General features: G+C 65.6%; 15 protein-coding genes. 10 read left to right on the forward strand and 5 right to left on the reverse strand.

Going from position 1 to position 18,868, the window contains the following annotated elements:
• Positions 1-27: 27 nt before the first annotated feature.
• The gene (locus BB934_RS09245) at positions 28-1,227 is read left to right on the forward strand and encodes an amino acid aminotransferase (RefSeq protein WP_237050229.1); all 1,200 of its coding nucleotides are present in this window, start codon (positions 28-30) and stop codon (positions 1,225-1,227) included.
• Positions 1,228-1,468: 241 nt separating this feature from the next.
• On the opposite strand, the gene BB934_RS09250 is transcribed toward BB934_RS09245, so the two are convergent.
• Positions 1,469-4,969 carry an indolepyruvate ferredoxin oxidoreductase family protein gene (locus BB934_RS09250; RefSeq protein ID WP_099509368.1) on the reverse strand — a complete coding sequence of 1,167 codons (3,501 nt, stop codon included), beginning with the start codon at positions 4,967-4,969 and terminating at the stop codon, positions 1,469-1,471.
• Between the two features lie 193 nt (positions 4,970-5,162).
• Here BB934_RS09250 and BB934_RS09255 point away from each other — a divergent pair, with 193 nt between their 5' ends.
• On the forward strand, positions 5,163-5,804 hold the full coding sequence (locus tag BB934_RS09255) for a DUF1007 family protein (protein ID WP_099509369.1): 642 nt from the start codon (positions 5,163-5,165) through the stop codon (positions 5,802-5,804).
• Positions 5,795-6,811, forward strand: coding sequence for a nickel/cobalt transporter (locus BB934_RS09260; RefSeq protein WP_099509370.1), 1,017 nt, complete (start codon positions 5,795-5,797; stop codon positions 6,809-6,811). The genes BB934_RS09255 and BB934_RS09260 overlap by 10 nt, the downstream gene beginning before the upstream one ends.
• On the opposite strand, the gene BB934_RS09265 is transcribed toward BB934_RS09260, so the two are convergent.
• Positions 6,808-8,403 (reverse strand): gamma-glutamyltransferase family protein, encoded by a 1,596-nt coding sequence (locus BB934_RS09265; RefSeq protein ID WP_099509371.1) that lies wholly within the window; start codon positions 8,401-8,403, stop codon positions 6,808-6,810. The genes BB934_RS09260 and BB934_RS09265 overlap by 4 nt on opposite strands.
• Positions 8,404-8,550: 147 nt before the next feature.
• Here BB934_RS09265 and BB934_RS09270 point away from each other — a divergent pair, with 147 nt between their 5' ends.
• Positions 8,551-8,748 carry a hypothetical protein gene (locus BB934_RS09270; protein WP_099512713.1) on the forward strand — a complete coding sequence of 66 codons (198 nt, stop codon included), beginning with the start codon at positions 8,551-8,553 and terminating at the stop codon, positions 8,746-8,748.
• 212 nt (positions 8,749-8,960) lie between these two features.
• On the opposite strand, the gene BB934_RS09275 is transcribed toward BB934_RS09270, so the two are convergent.
• The 3 genes from BB934_RS09275 to BB934_RS09285 all read right to left on the reverse strand — a co-directional run bounded on the left by BB934_RS09275 (position 8,961) and on the right by BB934_RS09285 (position 12,677).
• A complete protein-coding gene (locus BB934_RS09275; protein ID WP_099509372.1) occupies positions 8,961-9,338 on the reverse strand; it encodes a DUF1850 domain-containing protein in 378 nt (125 codons plus the stop codon).
• Positions 9,335-11,629: a TRAP transporter permease gene (locus tag BB934_RS09280; RefSeq protein WP_099509373.1), complete on the reverse strand. Its 2,295-nt coding sequence runs from the start codon at positions 11,627-11,629 to the stop codon at positions 9,335-9,337. The genes BB934_RS09275 and BB934_RS09280 overlap by 4 nt, the downstream gene beginning before the upstream one ends.
• 94 nt (positions 11,630-11,723) lie before the next feature.
• Positions 11,724-12,677, reverse strand: a complete 954-nt coding sequence (locus BB934_RS09285; RefSeq protein ID WP_162299209.1) for a TAXI family TRAP transporter solute-binding subunit — start codon at positions 12,675-12,677, stop codon at positions 11,724-11,726.
• 171 nt (positions 12,678-12,848) lie between these two features.
• Here BB934_RS09285 and BB934_RS09290 point away from each other — a divergent pair, with 171 nt between their 5' ends.
• From BB934_RS09290 to BB934_RS09310, 6 genes are all read left to right on the forward strand, one after another.
• Positions 12,849-14,426 (forward strand): OpgD/OpgG family glucan biosynthesis protein, encoded by a 1,578-nt coding sequence (locus tag BB934_RS09290; RefSeq protein ID WP_099512714.1) that lies wholly within the window; start codon positions 12,849-12,851, stop codon positions 14,424-14,426.
• Positions 14,427-14,833: 407 nt separating this feature from the next.
• A complete protein-coding gene (locus BB934_RS46985) occupies positions 14,834-14,992 on the forward strand; it encodes a hypothetical protein (RefSeq protein WP_157934104.1) in 159 nt (52 codons plus the stop codon).
• Between the two features lie 3 nt (positions 14,993-14,995).
• Positions 14,996-15,742: a zinc ABC transporter ATP-binding protein AztA gene (gene aztA, locus BB934_RS09295; protein ID WP_099509375.1), complete on the forward strand. Its 747-nt coding sequence runs from the start codon at positions 14,996-14,998 to the stop codon at positions 15,740-15,742.
• A gap of 11 nt (positions 15,743-15,753) precedes the next feature.
• Complete coding sequence (locus BB934_RS09300) at positions 15,754-16,620, forward strand: metal ABC transporter permease (RefSeq protein WP_099509376.1); 867 nt, start codon at positions 15,754-15,756, stop codon at positions 16,618-16,620.
• A 22-nt stretch (positions 16,621-16,642) separates the two neighbouring features.
• Positions 16,643-17,560 carry a metal ABC transporter substrate-binding protein gene (locus tag BB934_RS09305; protein WP_099509377.1) on the forward strand — a complete coding sequence of 306 codons (918 nt, stop codon included), beginning with the start codon at positions 16,643-16,645 and terminating at the stop codon, positions 17,558-17,560.
• A gap of 154 nt (positions 17,561-17,714) precedes the next feature.
• Positions 17,715-18,677, forward strand: coding sequence for a CobW family GTP-binding protein (locus BB934_RS09310; RefSeq protein WP_099509378.1), 963 nt, complete (start codon positions 17,715-17,717; stop codon positions 18,675-18,677).
• Positions 18,678-18,868: the final 191 nt, after the last annotated feature.

Below are 18,868 nucleotides of genomic sequence, written 5' to 3' on the forward strand. Positions count from 1 at the left end.
GCGGCCACGATGGCCCTGGAGATCATCATGACGGAATCACTGTTCGGACAGGTCGAAGCCTTCGCTGGAGACCCAATCCTGTCTCTCAACGACAGCTTCAAGGCCGACCCACGAACGGAGAAGGTCAATCTCAGCATCGGCGTCTACACGGACGAGAACGGCCGCATTCCGGTGCTGGCTGCGGTCAAGGCTGCCTATGAGCGGACAGGCTTCGCGGAGCGGCCCTATCTGCCCATGGAAGGGCACCCGCTCTATCGCGAGGGTGTGCAGAAGCTCGTCTTCGGCGCCGGGCATCCGGCCGTTGCCGAGAAGCGCGTCGCGACGATCCAGACCATCGGCGGCACGGGAGCGGTCGGCATCGCCGCCGACTTCCTCGCCAAGCACTGCCCCGGCCGGAGCGTCCTCGTCAGCGACCCGACCTGGGAGAACCATCACGGCCTGTTCCAGCGGGCGGGCTTCAAGACCACCACCTATCCCTATTGGGACCGCGCCAACCGCTCGGTCGATTTCGACGGCATGGTCAAGGCGCTGGAAACCGCGGAGAACGGCTCCATCGTCGTGCTTCAGCCGGTCTGCCACAACCCGACCGGCGTCGATCTCGACGAGCGCCAGCAGCAAGCCGTCACCGACGTGCTCGTCGCCAAGCACCACATCGTGGTGTTCGACATGGCCTATCAGGGCTTCGGCACCGGCCTCGACGAGGACGCCGCCTTCGTGCGCCGCTATGCGGAGCGCGCGAGCTGCCTCGTCGCCAATTCCTTCTCGAAGAACTTCTCGCTCTACGGCGAGCGCTGCGGCGGCTTGAGCGTCGTCTGCCGCGATGCGGACGAGGCCGAGCGCGTGCTCGGGCAATTGAAGCTCGCGGTCCGCCGCAGCTATTCGAGCCCGCCGATGACGGCCGGGCTCCTCGTCGCCACCGTGCTCGGCAACGACGACCTGCGCGCGCAATGGGAGCGCGAGGTCGGGACCATGCGCAATCGCATGGATTCCGTGCGCAAGCGTCTCGCCGACGAGATCCGCGCCATCTCGAACGAGATCGACGTCGATTTCCTCACGACCCAGCGCGGCATGTTCAGCTATACGGGACTGAGCGCACAACAGGTCGACACCATGCGCGAGCGCGACGGCGTCTATCTCGTGGGCTCCGGCCGCATGTGCGTGGCGGGCCTCAACGAGGCGAACGTGCCGAAGGTGGCGAAGAGCTTCGTCGAGGCGACGCAGGGGTGAATAATGCAGTCATCCCGGACGGCGTCAGCCGATCCGGGATCGCAAGACCAGCAAAGCACTGTCATTCCGGGGCCGCGCAGCGGAGCCCGGAATCCATAACCGGTGACGGTACTTCATTCTCGCAGAATGGTGTTTATGGATCCCCGCCTGCGCGGGGATGACAGTGGTGATTCAGGCGCTCAATTCTGAAAGCGATCCCGGATCTCGCTTCGCTCGTCCGGGATGACGATAGTTGAACCGTTTACTCCGCCGCAATCGGCAGCGGCTGCGGATCGGCGCGGAACTTGGCCAGCAGGTCCGCCTCCTCCGCCTTCGCCGCTTTCAAGTTACGCTCCTTGACGTGACCGAAGCCGCGGATCTTCTGCGGGATGCCCGCGAGCCCGACAGCGGCAGCATGATTGCCGGCATCGAGCTTCGCCACGATCTCCGCGATCAGCCCCTCGAACTCGCGAACGAGCTGGCGCTCGGTGCGGCGCTCGTGATTGTAGCCGAAGACGTCGAGAGGCGTGCCGCGAAGCCGCCTGAACTTCGCCAGCACGCCCATGGCTTTGAGCATCCACGGCCCGAAGCTCATCTTGCGCGGCAGGCCCGTGACCGGGTCCTTCGTGGCGAGGATCGGCGGCGCCATGTGAAACTCGTAACGCAGGTTGTCGCCCTCGAAGGCGGATGCCACCTGTTTCTCGAAATGGCCGTTCGTGTAGAGACGCGCCACCTCGTACTCGTCCTTGTAGGCCATGAGCTTGAACAGCGAGCGTGCCACCGCGTCGGTGAGCGCGGTCGAACCCGGCACCGCCTTCTCTTCCGCTTCACGCACGCGCCCGACGAGATTGCCGTAGCGCCGACCGTAACGCGCGTTCTGATAATCCGACAGGAACGCGACGCGGCGCTCGATCACTTCATCCAGCGTCTCGGAGAGCTTGCGCGATTCCGTCGGCGCCTTCAGTTCGCTCATCATGGCGGCGATCAGCTCGGGTTCCGCAGCCGCGCGGCGGCCCCAGGTGAAGGCGGAAAGATTCATCTTCACGGCTTCACCGTTGAGCGCGATCGCCTTCTCGATGGCTTCACCGGAGAGCGGAACGCGGCCGGTCTGGTAGGCATAGCCCAGCATGAACATGTTGGCGGCGATCGCATTGCCGAGAAGCGCAGTCGCAACCGCCGTCGCGTCGACGAAGGACACGCCATCCGCACCCGCGGCCGATTTGATTGCGCGCTTCAGGCGCTCGGTCGGCAGGGAAAAATCGGCGTTGCGGGTGAACTCGCCCGGCATCACCTCCGCCGTGTTCACCACGAGCGCGGTCTGTCCCTCCTTCACGGAGGCCAGCACCTTCTTGGTGCCGGTGACCACGAGATCGCAGCCGAGCACGAGATGCGCCGATTCCGCGCTCACGCGGATGGCATGGATGTCGTCCTGGTTGTTGGCGAGCCGCACATGGCTGTAGACCGCGCCGCCCTTCTGGGCGAGGCCGGCCATATCGATCATGCCCAGCCCCTTGCCTTCGAGATGGGCCGCCATGCCGAGGATCGCGCCGATCGTCACGACGCCCGTGCCGCCCACACCCGTGACGATCACATTGAACGTGCGGTCGATGGAGGGGATCGCCGGATCGGGCAGCGGCTTGAACGCCGCGCCGTCCGTCGAGGCGGTCTCGGGGACCGCCTTCCTGATCTCGGCGCCGTGCACCGTCACAAAGGACGGGCAGAAGCCGTTCACGCAGGAAAAGTCCTTATTGCAGTTCGACTGGTCGATCTGGCGCTTGCGGCCGAACTCGGTCTCGACCGGCTGCACGGCGACGCAGTTCGACTGCACGGAGCAATCGCCGCAGGCCTCGCAGACGAGGTCGTTGATGATGACGCGCTTGTCCGGATCCGGGAACTCGCCGCGCTTGCGGCGGCGGCGTTTTTCCGAGGCGCAGGTCTGATCGTAGATCATCACCGTCACGCCGGAGACTTCCGACAGCCGGCGCTGCACGGAATCGAGCTCGCTGCGGTGATGGATCGTCATGCCGGACGGCCAGCGCATCTCTTTGGGATATTTGTCCGGCTCGTCGGTGACCAGCGCGATGCGCTCGACGCCCTCCTCGCGCACCTGTCGGGCGATCATGTCGACGGTGAGCTTGCCCTCATGCGGCTGCCCGCCGGTCATGGCGACCGCGTCGTTGAACAGGATTTTATATGTGACGTTGGTCTTGGTGTGGATCGACCAGCGCAGGGCCAGAACGCCGGAATGGTTGTAGGTGCCGTCGCCAAGATTCTGGAACACGTGGCCGCGCTTCGAGAACGGCGCCTCGCCGATCCAGTTCGCGCCCTCGCCGCCCATCTGCGTGAAGCCTTCGGTGGAGCGATCCATCCACTGCACCATGTAATGGCAGCCGATGCCCGCATAGGCGCGCATGCCGTCCGGCACCTTGGTCGAGGAATTGTGCGGGCAGCCGGAGCAGAAATGCGGCGTGCGGGTCGCCACGTCGCTGGTGGCGACGAGCACCTCCTGCGCATGGCGAAGCCGCGCCACGCGGCCGCGCAGGTCGTCGTTGTTGTGATAGGCGAGCAGCCGCTCGCCGATGACGATGGCGATGTCGTTGGGATCGAGCGCGCCCTTCACCGGGAAGAGCCAGCGGCCCTCCTCGTCCTTCTTGCCGATGCAGAGCGGCTGGTTGGCGGTGCCGTAAAGCTCCTCGCGCAGCTGCACCTCGATGAGGGAGCGCTTCTCCTCGACCACGATGACCTTGTCGAGGCCGCGCGCGAAATCGACGAGCTCGCGTTGCGAGAGTGGCCACGGGCAGGCGACCTTGTAGAGGCGGAGCCCCATGTCGTTCGCCTTGACCTCGTCGAGGCCGAGCTCGTCGAGAGCCTGGCGCACGTCGAGATAGGACTTGCCGACGGTGATGATGCCGATCTTCGCGTTGCGGCCGCCGGAGAGAACGATGCGGTTGAGGTTGTTGGCGCGCACGAAAGCCAGCATGGCGTCGCGCTTGAAATCCTGAAGCCGCGCCTCCTGGTCGAGCACGCCGTCGCGGTTGCGGATGTTCAGCCCGCCCGGCGGCATGGTGAAGTCGTCGGGGATGACGATCTTCACCCGGTCGAGGGACGCATCGACGGAGGCGGTCGATTCGATGTTGTCCTTCACGCATTTGAAGGCGACCCAGGTGCCGCAGAAGCGGCTCATGGCGTAGCCGTAGAGGCCGTAATCGAGGATCTCCTGAACGCCCGCCGGATTCAGGATCGGGATCATCACGTCGACGAAGTGGAATTCGGATTGATGCGCGACGGTGGAGGATTCCGCCGTGTGGTCATCGCCCATCAGCGCCAGCACGCCGCCGTGCCTCGAGGAGCCGGCCATGTTGGCGTGGCGGAACACGTCGCCGGAGCGGTCGACGCCGGGCCCCTTGCCGTACCAGAGGCCGAACACGCCGTCATACTTGCCGTCGCCGCGAATCTCGGCCTGCTGCGAGCCCCAGACGGCGGTCGCGGCAAGCTCCTCGTTGAGGCCCGGCTGGAAGACGATGTTGGAGGACTCCAGCCATTTCCGGGCGCGCCAGAGATTCTGGTCAAGGCCGCCGATGGGGGAGCCGCGATAGCCGGAGACGAAACCGGCCGTGCTCAGGCCCGCGAGCCTGTCGCGCTCGCGCTGCATCAGCAGCATGCGGATGACGGCCTGCGTGCCGGTGATGAAGACGTGATCCTTGGAGAGATCGTATTTGTCGTCGAGCGTAACGTTACGGAGCGCCACCTGACCGTCGGCCATGACCCGTTGTCCTCCTGGAGCCTTTTGCCCCGCTGCCGGTGTTCCGGTCTTCTTGTCATGAAATATGTCAGTAATGCTGACATATTTTCCGGAGGCCGTCAATCGAGCCGTCTCGGTCGCGCCTTCGTTTCGCCTCTGTTAACCATGAAAGCGGCATATCGCTTTCGGAGCGTCGCTTTTCCAGGGTCAACGCATGAAACGCCGTCTCGGTCTGAAATCCTCCCTGGCCGCCGTAGGCATGGGACTGGCCTCGCCGGCGCTCGCGCATCCCCATGTCTGGGTCACCGCCAAGGCGGAGGTCGTCTTCGCGCCCGACGGGAAGGTGACCGGCGTGCGCCACCACTGGACCTTCGACGAGGCCTATACGGCTTACGTTACGCAAGGGCTCGACACGAACAACGACGGCAAGCTCTCCCCGGAAGAGCTCCAGGACCTCGCCACCGAGAATGCCGCCTCCCTGAACGAGTTCGATTATTTCACGGTGCTCAAAGCCCGCGGCAAGCCGCAGGCCTTCGATCCGCCGCGTGAGGCTCGGATGAGCATGGAGAAGACCCAAGTTTCCATGTCCTTCTTCCTGCCGCTGAAAGCGCCGGCGGTGCCCTCGGGGGCCGTCTCCATCGAGATCGAGGATCCGACCTTCTTCGTCTATTTCAGCCTCTCGGAGGGCCAGGCGCCCATCTCACTCGCCGATGCGCCGCAGGGCTGCGTGACCAGCATCGCCAAGGCCAAGCCGCTCGATGCCACCATGCAGCAGATCCTGCAGGACGAAGGCGCGATCCAGACGCAGGATATCGGCATCGAATATTCCAACAGGGCCATCATCGCATGTCCCTGATATCCGACGCCCCTGCCCTTCCGAACCCCGCTCGCGCACCGCTGTGGCGGCGGCTCGGAATCATGCTGGCGGCCGTCGCCATCATCGCCCTGGCGATGGGGCTGATCGGCCTCTGGCTCGGACCGGTGAGCAAGCCGCCGCCGCGCAACCCGTTCGGCATGGGCCTGCGCGAGGCGACGCCGTCGGGAAGCCTCGGCGCCTGGATCCTGTCGGTGCAATCCGGCTTCTACGGCAACCTGCAGGCGGGCGTGCGGGAGATGAAGCAGAACGGCTCGGCGCTGTACTCCCTCCTTCTTGTCGGCTTCGCCTATGGGATCTTCCATGCCGCCGGCCCCGGGCACGGCAAGGGCGTGATCTCGGCCTATCTCGTGGCCGACGAGAAGGCCCTGCGCAAGGGCTTCGCCTTGAGCCTCGCGGCCGCCCTCGTGCAGGCCCTGGTCGCCATCGCCATCGTGTCCGTCGTAAGCATCCTGCTGCGCGCCACCGCCTCCACCATGAACAAGCTCGCGATGAACGTGGAGTTGGCGAGCTTTCTCGCCGTCGCCCTGCTCGGCGCGGTCATCGCCTGGCGCAAGGCGGGCAAGTTTTTGGGCGTGCTGGCCTTGAGCCGCAACCCGCTCGCCCTGGTTCAGGACGATTGCGACCACGTCCACATGCCGCCGCCCGAGGAACTCGGCCGCCTGACGCGCTTTCGCGACATGGCGGGCGTGGCGATCGCCGCCGGGATCCGCCCCTGCGCGGGGGCCCTCATCGTCCTGGTCTTCGCCCTGTCGCAAGGCGTCTTCGCGGCGGGCATCGCCGCCGCCTTCGCCATGGCGCTCGGCACGGCGCTCACCACCGGCGCCATCGCCGCGCTCGCGGTCTTCTTCAAGGCAGCGGCTTTGAGAATCGCCGGCGGACGCGGAGCCTCGGGCGCCATCGCCATCGCGGGGCTCGAGCTTCTGGCGGCCGCCTTCGTGCTCGTCCTGGGAGCAAGCCTCCTCTACGGCCTCTGGGCGGTTGGCTAGAGGCCGAGCGATCCGCCATCCGAACGCGGATCGTGCACGGCCTCGACGCGCCCGTTGCGCGGGTGCTTCACCAGCATACCCGCATGGCCGAGCGCATCGGCATAGGGCTTGCCCAGTTCTTGGATAGGATGGCCGAAGCCGGACAAGGCTCGCAGCAGGCCTGGATCGAAGCGATCCTCCACCTTCAGGGTTGCGGAGGACGCACCCCATGCTTTGTCGAAGCGCCAGCGCGGCGCGTCCACCGCATCGGCGAGGCTCATGCCGAAATCGGCATAGCGGGTAAAAATCTGGCCCAGGGTCTGCGGCTGCCCGTCGCCGCCCATGGTTCCGTAGGAGAGCACGCGCCCGTCATTGAAGACGGCAAGGCCCGGATTGAGGGTGTTAAAGGGCTTGCGGCCCGGCTCCAGGGCTCTGAGACTCTTGGGGTCGAGGGAGAAACCGAGGCCCCGGTTGTGCCAATGGACGCCCGTTGCCGGCAGCACGCAGCCGGAGCCGAAGGCCCAGTAGACGGACTGGATGTAGGACACCGCCAGCCCGTCCCTGTCGATGCAGCCCATCCAGACCGTATCGCCCTCGGCCGAACGTGGCGGGTAAGGCGCGGCGCGGCGGCTCTCGATCATGGACGCCTCCCGTTCCAGCGCGGCGGGGGTGAGGAAGTCGGCCGGGTTGTGGGTGAGTTCCCTAGGATCGGTCACCACCCGGTCGCGGATGGCGAAGGCGCGCTTGACGGCCTCGATCAGTCCGTGGTGGTGCTCCGGCGTCTCACCATGCTTCACGTTCAGCCGTTCGAACATCCCGAGGATCAGGAGCGAGGCCAGCCCCTGGCTCGGCGGCGGCAGGTTGTAGACGGTCGAATGCCCCAGCCGGACCGACAGGGGCTGCACCACCCGGGCGCGGTAACGTTCCAGGTCCTTGCGGGTGACGGGGCTCTCGATCCTCTCCAGATCCGCGGCGATCTCGCGTCCCACATCGCCCCGGTAGAAATCGGCCAGGCCCGCATGGGCGAGCCGGTCGAGGGTATCGGCGAGCTTGAGGCTCTTTCGCTGCGTGCCGGCCTCCGGGAGCTTGCCCTCGACGAGGAAGGCCTCGGCAAAGCCGGGAGCGGCAAACAGGGCGGCCTCCTCCAGAAGCGGATTTCGCCCCTCCGCCGCAGCGACGGCATGGCCTTCGCGGGCAAAGCGGATGGCATCGCCGAGCAGGAGATCGAGGGGCATCTGCCCGCCGAGCGCCCGGGCGAGCTCCAGCGCCAGCCCCCATCCGCTCACGGCCCCTGCGACAGTGAGCGCAGCATCGGGCCCGCGCGGCGGGATGGCGTCGTAGTGCTTGTCCCGGTAGCGCCGGATGGTGCCGAGCGAGCCGGCCGGCCCCGAGGCGTCGAGGGCATGGATACGGCCTCTCGGTTCGCGTACGAGCCAGAAGCCGTCTCCGCCGAGCCCGTTCATGTGCGGATAGACCACGGCAATCGTCGCCGCCATGGCGACCATGGCCTCGACCGCATTGCCGCCGGCAGCCAGGATCGTCTGGCCGGTCTCGGCTGCGAGCCGATGAGGAGCCGCGACGGCGGCGGTCGAGAAGACGGGGGTTTCGGGCATGGGCCTTGAATGTGGGGCGCGACAGAATGAGATTCGGGGAGACCTTGCACCCGAGGGGGCGTTTAGGGTAGTCCCATCTGCAAGAAACGGAGTGAGGCAACCTTGGCTCAGGCGAAAAGCACCAACTGGCGCAACGTGATCACCATCATGAGCATCATGATCCTGGTGGGCGCGGAAGTCTTCGGCGTGGCGATCGCCGCCGGCTGGGCCATCGCGGGCCTGTTCGAGCTCGGCGACTATGTCGGCTACGCGCTGATGGTCCTCTTCAGCCTCTTCGCCATCTACACCCTGGTCCATCTCTGGCGCCGCTGCGTCGCCGTCGAGCCGCTCACGGGCCGGGCCTAATCGGCATTCAGCAAGGTCATTACCAGAACCTCATCCTAAGAGGCTGGCTTATCAAACTCTCGACCTCATCCTGAGGAGCAGCGCAGCTGCGTCTCGAAGGAGGCTCCAGTGTTCTCTGGAGGCGCCCTGATCCTTCGAGACGCCGCCTCCGGCGGCCCTCAGGATGAGGGCTTAGGGATCAGGCCAGACTTTCAGGATGAGAACGGTGTTCATTAGGGCTGTCGAACGCCTTCGCAAATCTTCATCACCACCGGGTCGGCCGCAGGCGGCACATAAGCCTCCATCGGACGGCACTGGCCCGCGATGCAGATCCGCCAATCTGCCGTCCCGCCCGAGCGGCGCATGATCACCTGGGCTTGAGGCGGCAGGTTCGGCCTCCACGACCAGACCCCGTTGACGAGCCTCGCCTCCGGCGGCGGCTCCATGCCGGCCCCGAAGCCGCGCACCCGCGCCTCGACGAGCTCGAGCCCCGCCGGCGTCGAGCGCCAATCCTCCTCCCACACGATCTTCTCGACCGAATGGGTCCAGGCGAGCGTGATCGCGCCCGCCATGAGGGGCGCGATCGTGGAGCCGGCGAGCAGGCAGATCATCGACTAATGGCAGGCGTAGCGACCCGGCGCGTCTGCCAGACGTGGAACCCGACGAAGAGGGCGGAGAGCACGAAGCCGACCTCGTCGGTGAGCGGGATCGCCGCCACGAGCAGAGCCGCTGCGACGGTCGCCCAGAGGCGCTCCCACCAGGACAGGGGTTTCAGGAAATAGCCGATGGAGGCTGTTCCCCACAATGTCATGGCAAGTGTCGCCTTGAGCACGATGTAGACCACCGCGAGCCAGTAGCCCACGCCTTCGAGCCCAGGCACCGGCTGCAGCATCAGGGTCGGGTCGTAGACGGCCATGTAGGGAATGACGAAGCCGGGCAGCGCGATCCGGACCGCCTGGACGCCGATCTTGAGGCCCGATTCCTTCGCCATCGGCGCCGCCGCGAAGGCCGCGAGCGCCACCGGCGGCGTCAGGTCTGCCATGATGCCGAAATAGAACACGAACATGTGCGAGACGATGAGCGGCACGTCGAGCTGCAGCAGGATGGGGGCAGCGAGCGACGAGGTGATGATGTAGTTCGGGATCGTCGGGATGCCCATGCCGAGGATCAGGCTGAAGATCATCGTGAGCACGAGGGCCGCAAAGATGTTCTCCTTGCCGATGGAGATCATCCAGGTTCCGACGATGGTGCCGAGCCCGGTGAGCGTCATGGTGCCGATCACGATGCCGACCACGGCGCAGGCGAGGCCAACGGGCAAGGCCTGGCGCGCACCGTCCGCCATGGCCTCGACGCAGGCCTGAAGCGTCGTGCGCCCGCGGCCGGAGAAGGCGTTCCATAGGGACAGGGCCGCCACGACGAGAACGACGAGGGTCACGGTCGAGGCGAGCGAATAAGCGGCCACCAGGGCAAGCCCGACCCAGAATGCGATGCGAAGAGCCTGTGTGCCGAGACCGGTGGCGATGGCGGTGCCAAGAATGAGCGCCACGGTGAGCGACAGGCCCACCGCGCCGGCGAAGAGCGGCGTGTAGCCGGTAAAGAGCAGATAGACGAGCACCCCGAGCGGAGCGATGAGGAACCATTTCGTCTTCAGCTCGGTCCAGGCGTTCGGCAATTCGCTCTTCGGCAGGCCGCGCAGGTTGCGCTTGCCGGCTTCCAGATGCACCGCGAGATAGCAGGCCGCGAAATAGAGGATTGCGGGAATGATCGCGGCTTCGACGATCTTCGAATACGGCACGTCGATGGTCTCGGCCATGATGAAGGCGACCGCTCCCATGACCGGCGGCATGATCTGGCCGCCCATGGACGAGGTCGCCTCGACGCCGCCGGCGAAGGCAGAAGTGAAGCCGAAGCGCTTCATCAGGGGAATCGTGAACTGGCCCGAGGCCACCACGTTGGCGACGCCGGAGCCGGAGACCGTGCCCATGAGCGCGGAGGAGGCCACGCAGACCTTGCCGGGGCCGCCCTGCTTGTCGCCGAACACCGCCATCGAGATGTCGTTGAAGAAATCGATGACGCCGGCCTTCTCCATGAAGGCGCCGAACAGGATGAACAGGAAGATGTAGGTGGACGAAACAAGCGTCGGCGTGCCGTAGATGCCCTCCGTTCCTAACGCCATGTGCTCGACCACCTGCTCGAGGGAATAGCCGCGATGGTCGAGAGGGGCCGGAAGCCAATGTCCGAACAGGCAATAGGACAGGAACAGGCCGGCGACGATCGGAAGGGCCGGTCCCATAACGCGCCAGATGAGATAGATCAGGATGGCGATCCCGGCGATGCCGACGACGAGATCGAGCGTGGTGAGTTCGCCCGCGCGAACGATCAGCTCCTCGTAGAGCGCCCAATGGTACAGCCCGACCAGGAAGCTGGCGACGCCGACGATCCAGCCGACGGCGCGCAGGGACGACGAGCCGGAGCGGTGGTTGGCGATCATCGCTCCGGCGACGAGGCAGAGAAAGCCCACATGGATGGTGCGCACGACCTGGCTCGGCATGCTGCCGCCGAACCAGAGGACGAGCCCGAAGGCGCCGGCAACGGCAAGCCAGGCCATGGCGCCGTCGACGATGCTGCGGCGGCGCACGGCAAGCCCGATCAGCCAGGCCGCCCAGGCCACCATGGCGACGCCCCAGAGATGCGTGAGGCTCAAGCCCGCGATGAAGGGCTGGTCGAGGGGAATGCCGAAGGAGGTGATGATCTGGAAGGTGGAGAACGAGACGGCGATCCAGAACAGAAGCCGGCCGGTGAGGCCTTCGCCGAAGCTCTCCGGCAGCCCATGCTCGGGATTTACGGATTCGGCCGGCGCTTCCATCTGAGCGATTTCCGACGTGTTCACACCCTGGCTCATCGCGCAGCGTCTCCTCGATGATCGTTCTTCAGTCTCATAAAAAAGGCCGGAGCAGTTCACCTGCCCCGGCCTGATTGTAAATGGTCCGAAGGGTTTAGGAGCCCTGCTTCTTCACGCCCTTCTCGTCGAAATAGCGCTGCGCGCCCGGATGCATCGGGACAGGCATGCCGGAGAGCGCGCTTTCCAGCTTGATGTCCTTGGCTGCGGCATGGGCTGCGGCAAGATCTGGCAGGCTGTCGTAGATCGCCTTGGTCATCTGGTAGACGGCCTCGTCCTTCATGCCGGAATGGGTGACGAGGTAGTTCACCACAGCGGCCGTCTGCACGGGAGCGGTCTGGCCGCCATAGGTGTTGGCGGGGATCGTGACCTTCACGTAGGGCGATCCGACCTTGTCCACGACGGCGGCCGGGATCTCCACCACGACGATCGGCACCGAGGTGGCGAGGTCGCGGATCGAGGAGACGCCGAGGCCTGCCGATTGCAGGGTGGCGTCGAGCTGGCGGTTCTTCATCAGCTCGACGGATTCGCCGAAGGGCAGATACTCGACCTTGCCGAGATCCTTGTAGGTCAGGCCCGCGCCCTGGAGGATCGCCCGGGCGTTGAGCTCGGTGCCGGATTTCGGCGCGCCGACGGAGAGGCGCTTTCCTTTAAGATCCGCCAGCGACTTGATGCCGGATTCCTGGGTCGCCACCACCTGGATGTAGTTGGGATAGATGGCGGTGATGCCGCGCAGCTTGTCGAGCTTGCCCTTGAAGCCGGCTTCCTCGTCGCCGGCCCAGCCCATGGCGAGGCTGTCGCCGAGGGTGAAGCCGATCTCGCCCTTGCCCTGCTGCAGGAGGGTGAGGTTTTCCACCGAAGCCTTGGTGGCCTGGACCGACGGACGGGAGCCCTGCACCTTGTCGGTGAAGACCTTGGAAAGCGCGACGCCGAGCGGGTAATAGACGCCGGAGGTGCCGCCGGTCAGGACGTTGATGAAGTCTTGGGCCTGGGCCGGCACGCTCGCACCCGCAAGCGCAAGGGCGGCCGCTGCGCCGATGACGCGGCGCATGACGTTTCGATACATGGCGTACTCCCTAATTTATGGCGCGGCTTCCGCTACGCCTGTGTGTGGGCCTACATTGACCGCTGACGAAGATTTCTCAAGAGGCTAAGAGGGACTTAATCCTGCCACCTTGGTCGGTAGGGGTGCGTCCTTCCCAGAGATCACATGCGCTCATCCATGATCAATCGCCGCCGCTTCCTTCAAACCGCCACCGCCACGGCCGCCCTTGCTGCGCAAGGCTTTTCCGGCCAGGTCCTGGCACAGCAAGGCCTGAAAATGGCAGCGCCCGCCCCGTTCTCCTTCGAGGAGCTGAAGCGGCGCGCCCAGACCATGTCGCGCATGCCTTACGTGGCGCCGCCGAGCCCTTCGCCGGAGATCCTGCAGCAGATCGATTACGACGCGCACGGCAAGATCCGGTTCAAGACCGATCTCGCGCTCTGGGCCAATGGCCCGAGCGAGTTCCCGGTCACCTTCTTCCATCTCGGCCGGTTCTTCCAGAAGCCGGTGCGCATGCATGTGGTCGAGGGCGGGCAGGCGCGCGAGATCGTCTACGATCCCGATTATTTCGACATGCCGGCGAATTCCCCGGCCCATGGCCTGCCGGCCAATTCGGGCTTCGCCGGCTTCCGCTTCCAGGAGGCCCGCAACGGCAAGCTCGACTGGAAGAAGAACGACTGGGTCGCCTTCCTCGGCGCCTCCTATTTCCGGGCCATCGGCGAGCTTTCCCAGTACGGCCTCTCCGCCCGCGGGCTTGCCGTCGACGTCGCCGTCTTCGGGAAGAACGAGGAATTCCCCGACTTCACCCATGTCTATTTCGAAACCCCTCAAGCAGGCTCGGACACGGTCACGATCTATGCTCTGCTCGACGGCCCCAGCGTCGCCGGCGCCTATCGCTTCGTCATGCAGCGGGCCGCTGCGATCGTCATGGACATCGACAGCAACGTCTTCATGCGCCAGGACGTGAGCCGCCTCGGCATCGCGCCCCTGACCTCCATGTACTGGTATTCGGAAAAGGCGAAGGCCACCGCCGTCGACTGGCGCCCCGAGATCCACGATTCGGACGGGCTGGCGCTGTGGACCGGCAGCGGCGAGCGCATCTGGCGCCCGCTCAACAACCCGCCGCGCATCATCACCTCGGCCTTCACCGACGAGAACCCGAAGGGATTCGGCCTGCTCCAGCGCGACCGGAACTTCGACCATTACCTCGACGGCGTCTATTACGACCGCCGCCCCTCTCTCTGGATCGAGCCGCAGGGAACCTGGGGCCGGGGCTCGATCCAGCTCGTCGAGATCCCCACCGACGACGAGATCCACGACAACATCGTCGCCATGTGGGTTCCGGCGGATCCCGTGCGCGCCGGACAGGCGCTCGAATTCCGCTATCGCATGCACTGGTCGGCGGAGGAGCCCTATCCGACCCCCCTCGCCCGGATCGTGGCCACCCGCCTCGGCAATGGCGGGCAGGCCGGCACATCCCGCCCGAGGGGCGTGCGCAAGTTCATGATCGAGTTTCTCGGGCCGCCCCTGACCAAGCTGCCGAGCGGGGTGATCCCCAAGCCCGTGCTCACCGCGACCCGCGGCGAGTTCTCGAACGTCCTCACCGAGGCCGTGCCCGACAACGTGCCCGGCCACTGGCGTACCCAGTTCGACCTGACGGTGAACGGTACCGACCCTGTGGAGATGCGCTGCTACCTGCGCAACGAGAACGAGGTCCTGAGCGAGACCTGGCTCTATCAGTACCATCCGCCTTTCTAAGAGACTGACCTGGAAGAGTGTGGCGCGTGCTTCCCTCCCCCTTGCGGGGAGGGATTGAGGGTGGGGGTCGAAAAGTCGGGATGCTGCGCTGGGATAAGTACCAGCGATGCTCCTCCTCCCACGTCATCACCGGCCTTGTGCCTTTGATCTCGATTGGAAAAGCGTAGCGCTTCATGGAGTCGGGATGGCCGGGACGAGCCTGGCCATGACGTGGCGGAGTGACGGCAATCTCTCACCCCGTCGAACCACCCCCCACTCCTACCCCTCCCCTCAAGGGAGAGGGAAAGGCTCATAATCGTTCTCGGCCAAACTCCGGGATTGATCTTGCAAACCATAGGCTTGATAGGGGAGTATAAAATACTATACGCCCCTGGAAATCTCATCCGAACCGGGTTATGTAGAGGGCCATGTCGCATGGCCATCATCATCACCACACCCACGAGCATCGGGCGATCGCTGCCGCTCCGACCTTCTCGCTGCTGCGCCTGTCGGTCGGGCAGCGTCTGATCGGTGCCGCCGCAATCCTGCTCTGCCTGTGGCTGCTGGTCCTTGCGGTGATGGGGTAGCGCATGCTGGGGAGATCGACCGCCATCCGCTTCGACGGGGTCACCTTGGGCTACGACCGCAGGCCGGCCGTGCATCACCTCGACGGCGAGATTCCGTCCGGCAGCCTGATGGCGGTGGTCGGGCCGAACGGGGCCGGCAAATCGACCCTGCTCAAGGGTATCGTCGGCACCCTGAAACCCCTCGACGGCCATATCCGCCTCGATGGCTCCTCCGGCATCGCCTATCTGCCGCAGGCCGCCGAGATCGACCGCTCGTTCCCGCTCTCGGTCTACGATCTCGTCGCCATGGGCCTGTGGTCCCGCTCCGGCCTCTTCGGCGGCATCGCCCGGCACGAGCGCACCCGGATCGAGCATGCGCTGGCGGCGGTGGGCCTCATCGGCTTCGAGCGGCGCCCGATCTCGACCCTGTCGGGCGGCCAGATGCAGCGGGCGCTCTTCGCCCGCCTGCTCCTGCAGGACGCGCCCGTGATCCTGCTCGACGAGCCTTTCACGGCGATCGACGCCAAGACCACCGCCGACCTGCTCGATCTCGTCCGCCGCTGGCATGACGAATCCCGCACCGTGGTCGCCGTCCTGCACGATCTCGACATGGTCAAGCGCACCTTCCCGCAGACCCTCTTGATCGCCCGCGAGCCGGTGGCCTGGGGCGAGACCGTGGACGTGTTGAGTCCCGAGAACCTTCTGAAGGCCCGCCGCATGGTCGAGGCATACGACCCGCATGCGGATGTGTGTCACCGCCACGTCGCCTGAGGCGCCCTGTCATGCTCGACTTGTTCTATACGCCGTTTTCCGAATTCGAGTTCATGCAGCGGGCGCTGGTGGGCGTGATCGCCATCGCGCTCGGCGGCGGCCCCGTCGGCGTCTTCCTGATGCTGCGCCGCATGAGTCTCACGGGCGATGCCATGGCGCATGCGATCCTGCCCGGTGCGGCGGTCGGCTATCTCGTCGCCGGTCTCTCGCTGCCGGCGATGACCATCGGCGGGTTGTTCGCCGGCGTGATCGTCGCGGTCGCCGCCGGCCTCGTCTCGCGCTTCACCGCGCTGAAGGAGGATGCGTCGCTCGCGGCCTTCTACCTGTTGTCCCTGGCGCTCGGCGTCACCATCGTGTCGCTGCGCGGCTCGAACGTGGATCTGCTGCACGTGCTCTTCGGCACGGTGCTGGCGCTCGACGACAACACCCTGCTGCTGCTCTCCTCCATTTCCACCATCACCGTGCTGGCGCTGGCGCTGCTCTACCGTCCGCTCGTGCTCGAATGCGTCGACCCGATCTTCCTGCGCTCGGTCAGCCGCGCCGGAACGCCGACGCATCTGATCTTCCTCGGCCTCGTCGTCATGAACCTGGTCGGCGGCTTCCATGCGCTCGGCACCCTGCTGGCGGTGGGCATGATGATGCTGCCGGCCGCAGCCTCGCGCTTCTGGAGCAACGACATCACCGTGATGATGCTGCTCTCCGTCGCCATCGGCATCGCCTCGGGCCTGAGCGGATTGCTGCTCTCCTTCCATGCGGAACTGCCGGCGGGACCGGCGATCATCCTCTCGGCCGGGGCCGCCTATGTGCTCTCGCTTCTGCTCGGCCGCGAGGGTGGCGTGCTGTGGCTGGCATGGCCCGGCAAGCACCTGGAAGCCTGACCTCACCATCAAGGATCGAACCATGCTGACGAGAAGAGCCGTCGTCTCTCTGCTGGCGGGATGCCTCGCCCTTGCCGCATCGTCGCTGCCGGCCGCGGCGCAGAGCACGAACAGGCTGAAAGTGGTCGCCACCTTCTCGATCCTCGGCGACATGGTGCACAATGTCGGCGGTGAGCGCGTGGAGGTGACGACCCTCGTCGGCCCGAACGGCGACGCCCATGTCTATTCGCCGACGCCCGCCGATGGGCGCCGGCTGACGGAAGCCGGGATCGTCTTCACCAACGGCCTGAAGTTCGAGGGCTGGATCGACCGCCTCGTCAAATCCTCCGGCACCAGAGCCGCGAAGGTCGAGGCGGCGAAAGGCGTGAAGACGCTGAAAGGCGAAGAGGGCGGCCACGACCACGGCCATGGCGGCTCCGATCCCCATGCTTGGCAGAGCATCGGCAACGCGAAGATCTATGTGGCCAATATCCGCGATGCCCTGATCGCGGCGGATGAAGCAGGCAAGGCCACCTACGAGGCGAATGCCGCGGCCTACCTCAACCAGCTCGACGCGGTCGAGGCCGAGATCAGGGGCCTCGTCGCCGGCATTCCCACTGAGCGCCGCAGGATCATCACCTCCCACGACGCCTTCCGCTACTTCGAGGATTCCTACGGCATCGATTTCGTCGCGCCGCAGGGCGTCTCCACCGAATCGGAGGCCTCCGCCAAGGACGTGGCCCGGATCATCCAGCAGATCAGGCGCGAGAGGATCGCCGCCGTTTTCGTGGAGAACGTTTCCGACGCCCGCCTCATGGAGCGCATCGCCCAGGAAACCGGTGCGAGGATCGGTGCCAAGGTCTATTCCGACGCGCTCTCGGAGCCGGGCGGACCGGCCGGCACTTACATTGACATGATGAGACACAATATAAGGGCTTTCAGCGCGGCCCTGTCGAGCTGATCGTTTTCTACCCTCCCCATGAGGGGGAGGGTCGCGAGCATCGCGAGCGGGGTGGGGTGGAAACTCGACCTCCCGATGTTCGCGCTGCCACCCCACCTCGGCCTTTGGCCGATCCTCCCCCTCAAGGGGAGGATGAAAGTTGCGGATTATCGCGATGACCGACAAGATCCCCGTCACCGTCCTCACAGGCTATCTCGGCGCCGGCAAGACCACTCTCCTCAACCGCATCCTCACCGAGCAGCACGGCAAGAAATATGCCGTGATCGTCAACGAGTTCGGCGAGATCGGCATCGACAACGAGCTCGTCGTCGGCGCCGACGAGGAAGTGTTCGAGATGAACAACGGCTGCATCTGCTGCACCGTGCGCGGCGACCTGATCCGCATCCTCGACGGGCTGATGAAGCGGAAAGGAAAGTTCGACGCCATCATCGTCGAGACCACGGGCCTTGCCGATCCCGCTCCCGTGGCGCAGACCTTCTTCATGGACCAGGACGTCTCCGACACCGCCCGCCTCGACGCGGTGGTGACGGTGGCCGATGCCAAGTGGCTCTCCGACCGGCTGAAGGACGCGCCCGAGGCCAAGAACCAGATCGCCTTCGCCGACGTGATCATCCTCAACAAGATCGATCTCGTCTCCGAGACGGAGCTGGAAGAGGTCGAGGCGCGCATCCGCGCCATCAACCCCTATGCCAAGGTCCATCGCACACAGAACTGCGCCATCCCGATCTCGGAGGTGCTCGACCGCAAGGCCTTCGATCTCGACCGCATCATCGCGCTCGAGCCCGACTTCCTGGAGGAAGGGCATCACCATCACCACGACGAGGAGATGCAATCCGTCTCCGTCGCCATCGATGGCGAAGTCGACCCGCAAAAGTTCATGCCGTGGATCTCGAACCTGACCCAGGTCGAGGGCCCGAACATCCTGCGCTGCAAGGGCATCGTCGCCTTCCCGGACGAGCCGAAGCGCTTCGTCTTCCAGGGCGTCCACATGATCCTCGACGGCGACGTGCAGGGCGAGTGGAAGCCGGGCGAGAAGCACACCTCCAAGGTGGTCTTCATCGGCCGCGACCTGGACGCGCAGGCGATCCGGGAAGGCTTTCTGGCCTGCGCGGCCTGATGGATCGCGTCTCATCCCGGACGGCGCAGCCGGACCGGGATCGGTTGCAGGATAACGCGCCCGAACCTCGACACTGTCATTCCCGCGAAGGCGGGAAACCATAACCGCTGACGATGCAGAAATGGGATGCAGAAATGGCATGACTACGCCTTAGTCCTCCTTTTCAGCCTTCTGGTTGTGGATCCCCGCCT

Source organism: Microvirga ossetica (assembly GCF_002741015.1).
In the GTDB taxonomy this organism is placed as follows: Bacteria; Pseudomonadota; Alphaproteobacteria; order Rhizobiales; family Beijerinckiaceae; genus Microvirga; species Microvirga ossetica.

Coding starts and splice junctions, on each gene's coding strand:
- BB934_RS09245 (WP_237050229.1), top strand. CDS start 28: ATGACGGAATCACTGTTCGGACAGGTCGAAGCCTTCGCTGGAGACCCA.
- BB934_RS09250 (WP_099509368.1), bottom strand. CDS start 4,969: ATGGCCGACGGTCAGGTGGCGCTCCGTAACGTTACGCTCGACGACAAA.
- BB934_RS09255 (WP_099509369.1), top strand. CDS start 5,163: ATGAAACGCCGTCTCGGTCTGAAATCCTCCCTGGCCGCCGTAGGCATG.
- BB934_RS09260 (WP_099509370.1), top strand. CDS start 5,795: ATGTCCCTGATATCCGACGCCCCTGCCCTTCCGAACCCCGCTCGCGCA.
- BB934_RS09265 (WP_099509371.1), bottom strand. CDS start 8,403: ATGCCCGAAACCCCCGTCTTCTCGACCGCCGCCGTCGCGGCTCCTCAT.
- BB934_RS09270 (WP_099512713.1), top strand. CDS start 8,551: ATGAGCATCATGATCCTGGTGGGCGCGGAAGTCTTCGGCGTGGCGATC.
- BB934_RS09275 (WP_099509372.1), bottom strand. CDS start 9,338: ATGATCTGCCTGCTCGCCGGCTCCACGATCGCGCCCCTCATGGCGGGC.
- BB934_RS09280 (WP_099509373.1), bottom strand. CDS start 11,629: ATGAGCCAGGGTGTGAACACGTCGGAAATCGCTCAGATGGAAGCGCCG.
- BB934_RS09285 (WP_162299209.1), bottom strand. CDS start 12,677: ATGCGCCGCGTCATCGGCGCAGCGGCCGCCCTTGCGCTTGCGGGTGCG.
- BB934_RS09290 (WP_099512714.1), top strand. CDS start 12,849: ATGATCAATCGCCGCCGCTTCCTTCAAACCGCCACCGCCACGGCCGCC.
- BB934_RS46985 (WP_157934104.1), top strand. CDS start 14,834: ATGTCGCATGGCCATCATCATCACCACACCCACGAGCATCGGGCGATC.
- aztA (WP_099509375.1), top strand. CDS start 14,996: ATGCTGGGGAGATCGACCGCCATCCGCTTCGACGGGGTCACCTTGGGC.
- BB934_RS09300 (WP_099509376.1), top strand. CDS start 15,754: ATGCTCGACTTGTTCTATACGCCGTTTTCCGAATTCGAGTTCATGCAG.
- BB934_RS09305 (WP_099509377.1), top strand. CDS start 16,643: ATGCTGACGAGAAGAGCCGTCGTCTCTCTGCTGGCGGGATGCCTCGCC.
- BB934_RS09310 (WP_099509378.1), top strand. CDS start 17,715: ATGACCGACAAGATCCCCGTCACCGTCCTCACAGGCTATCTCGGCGCC.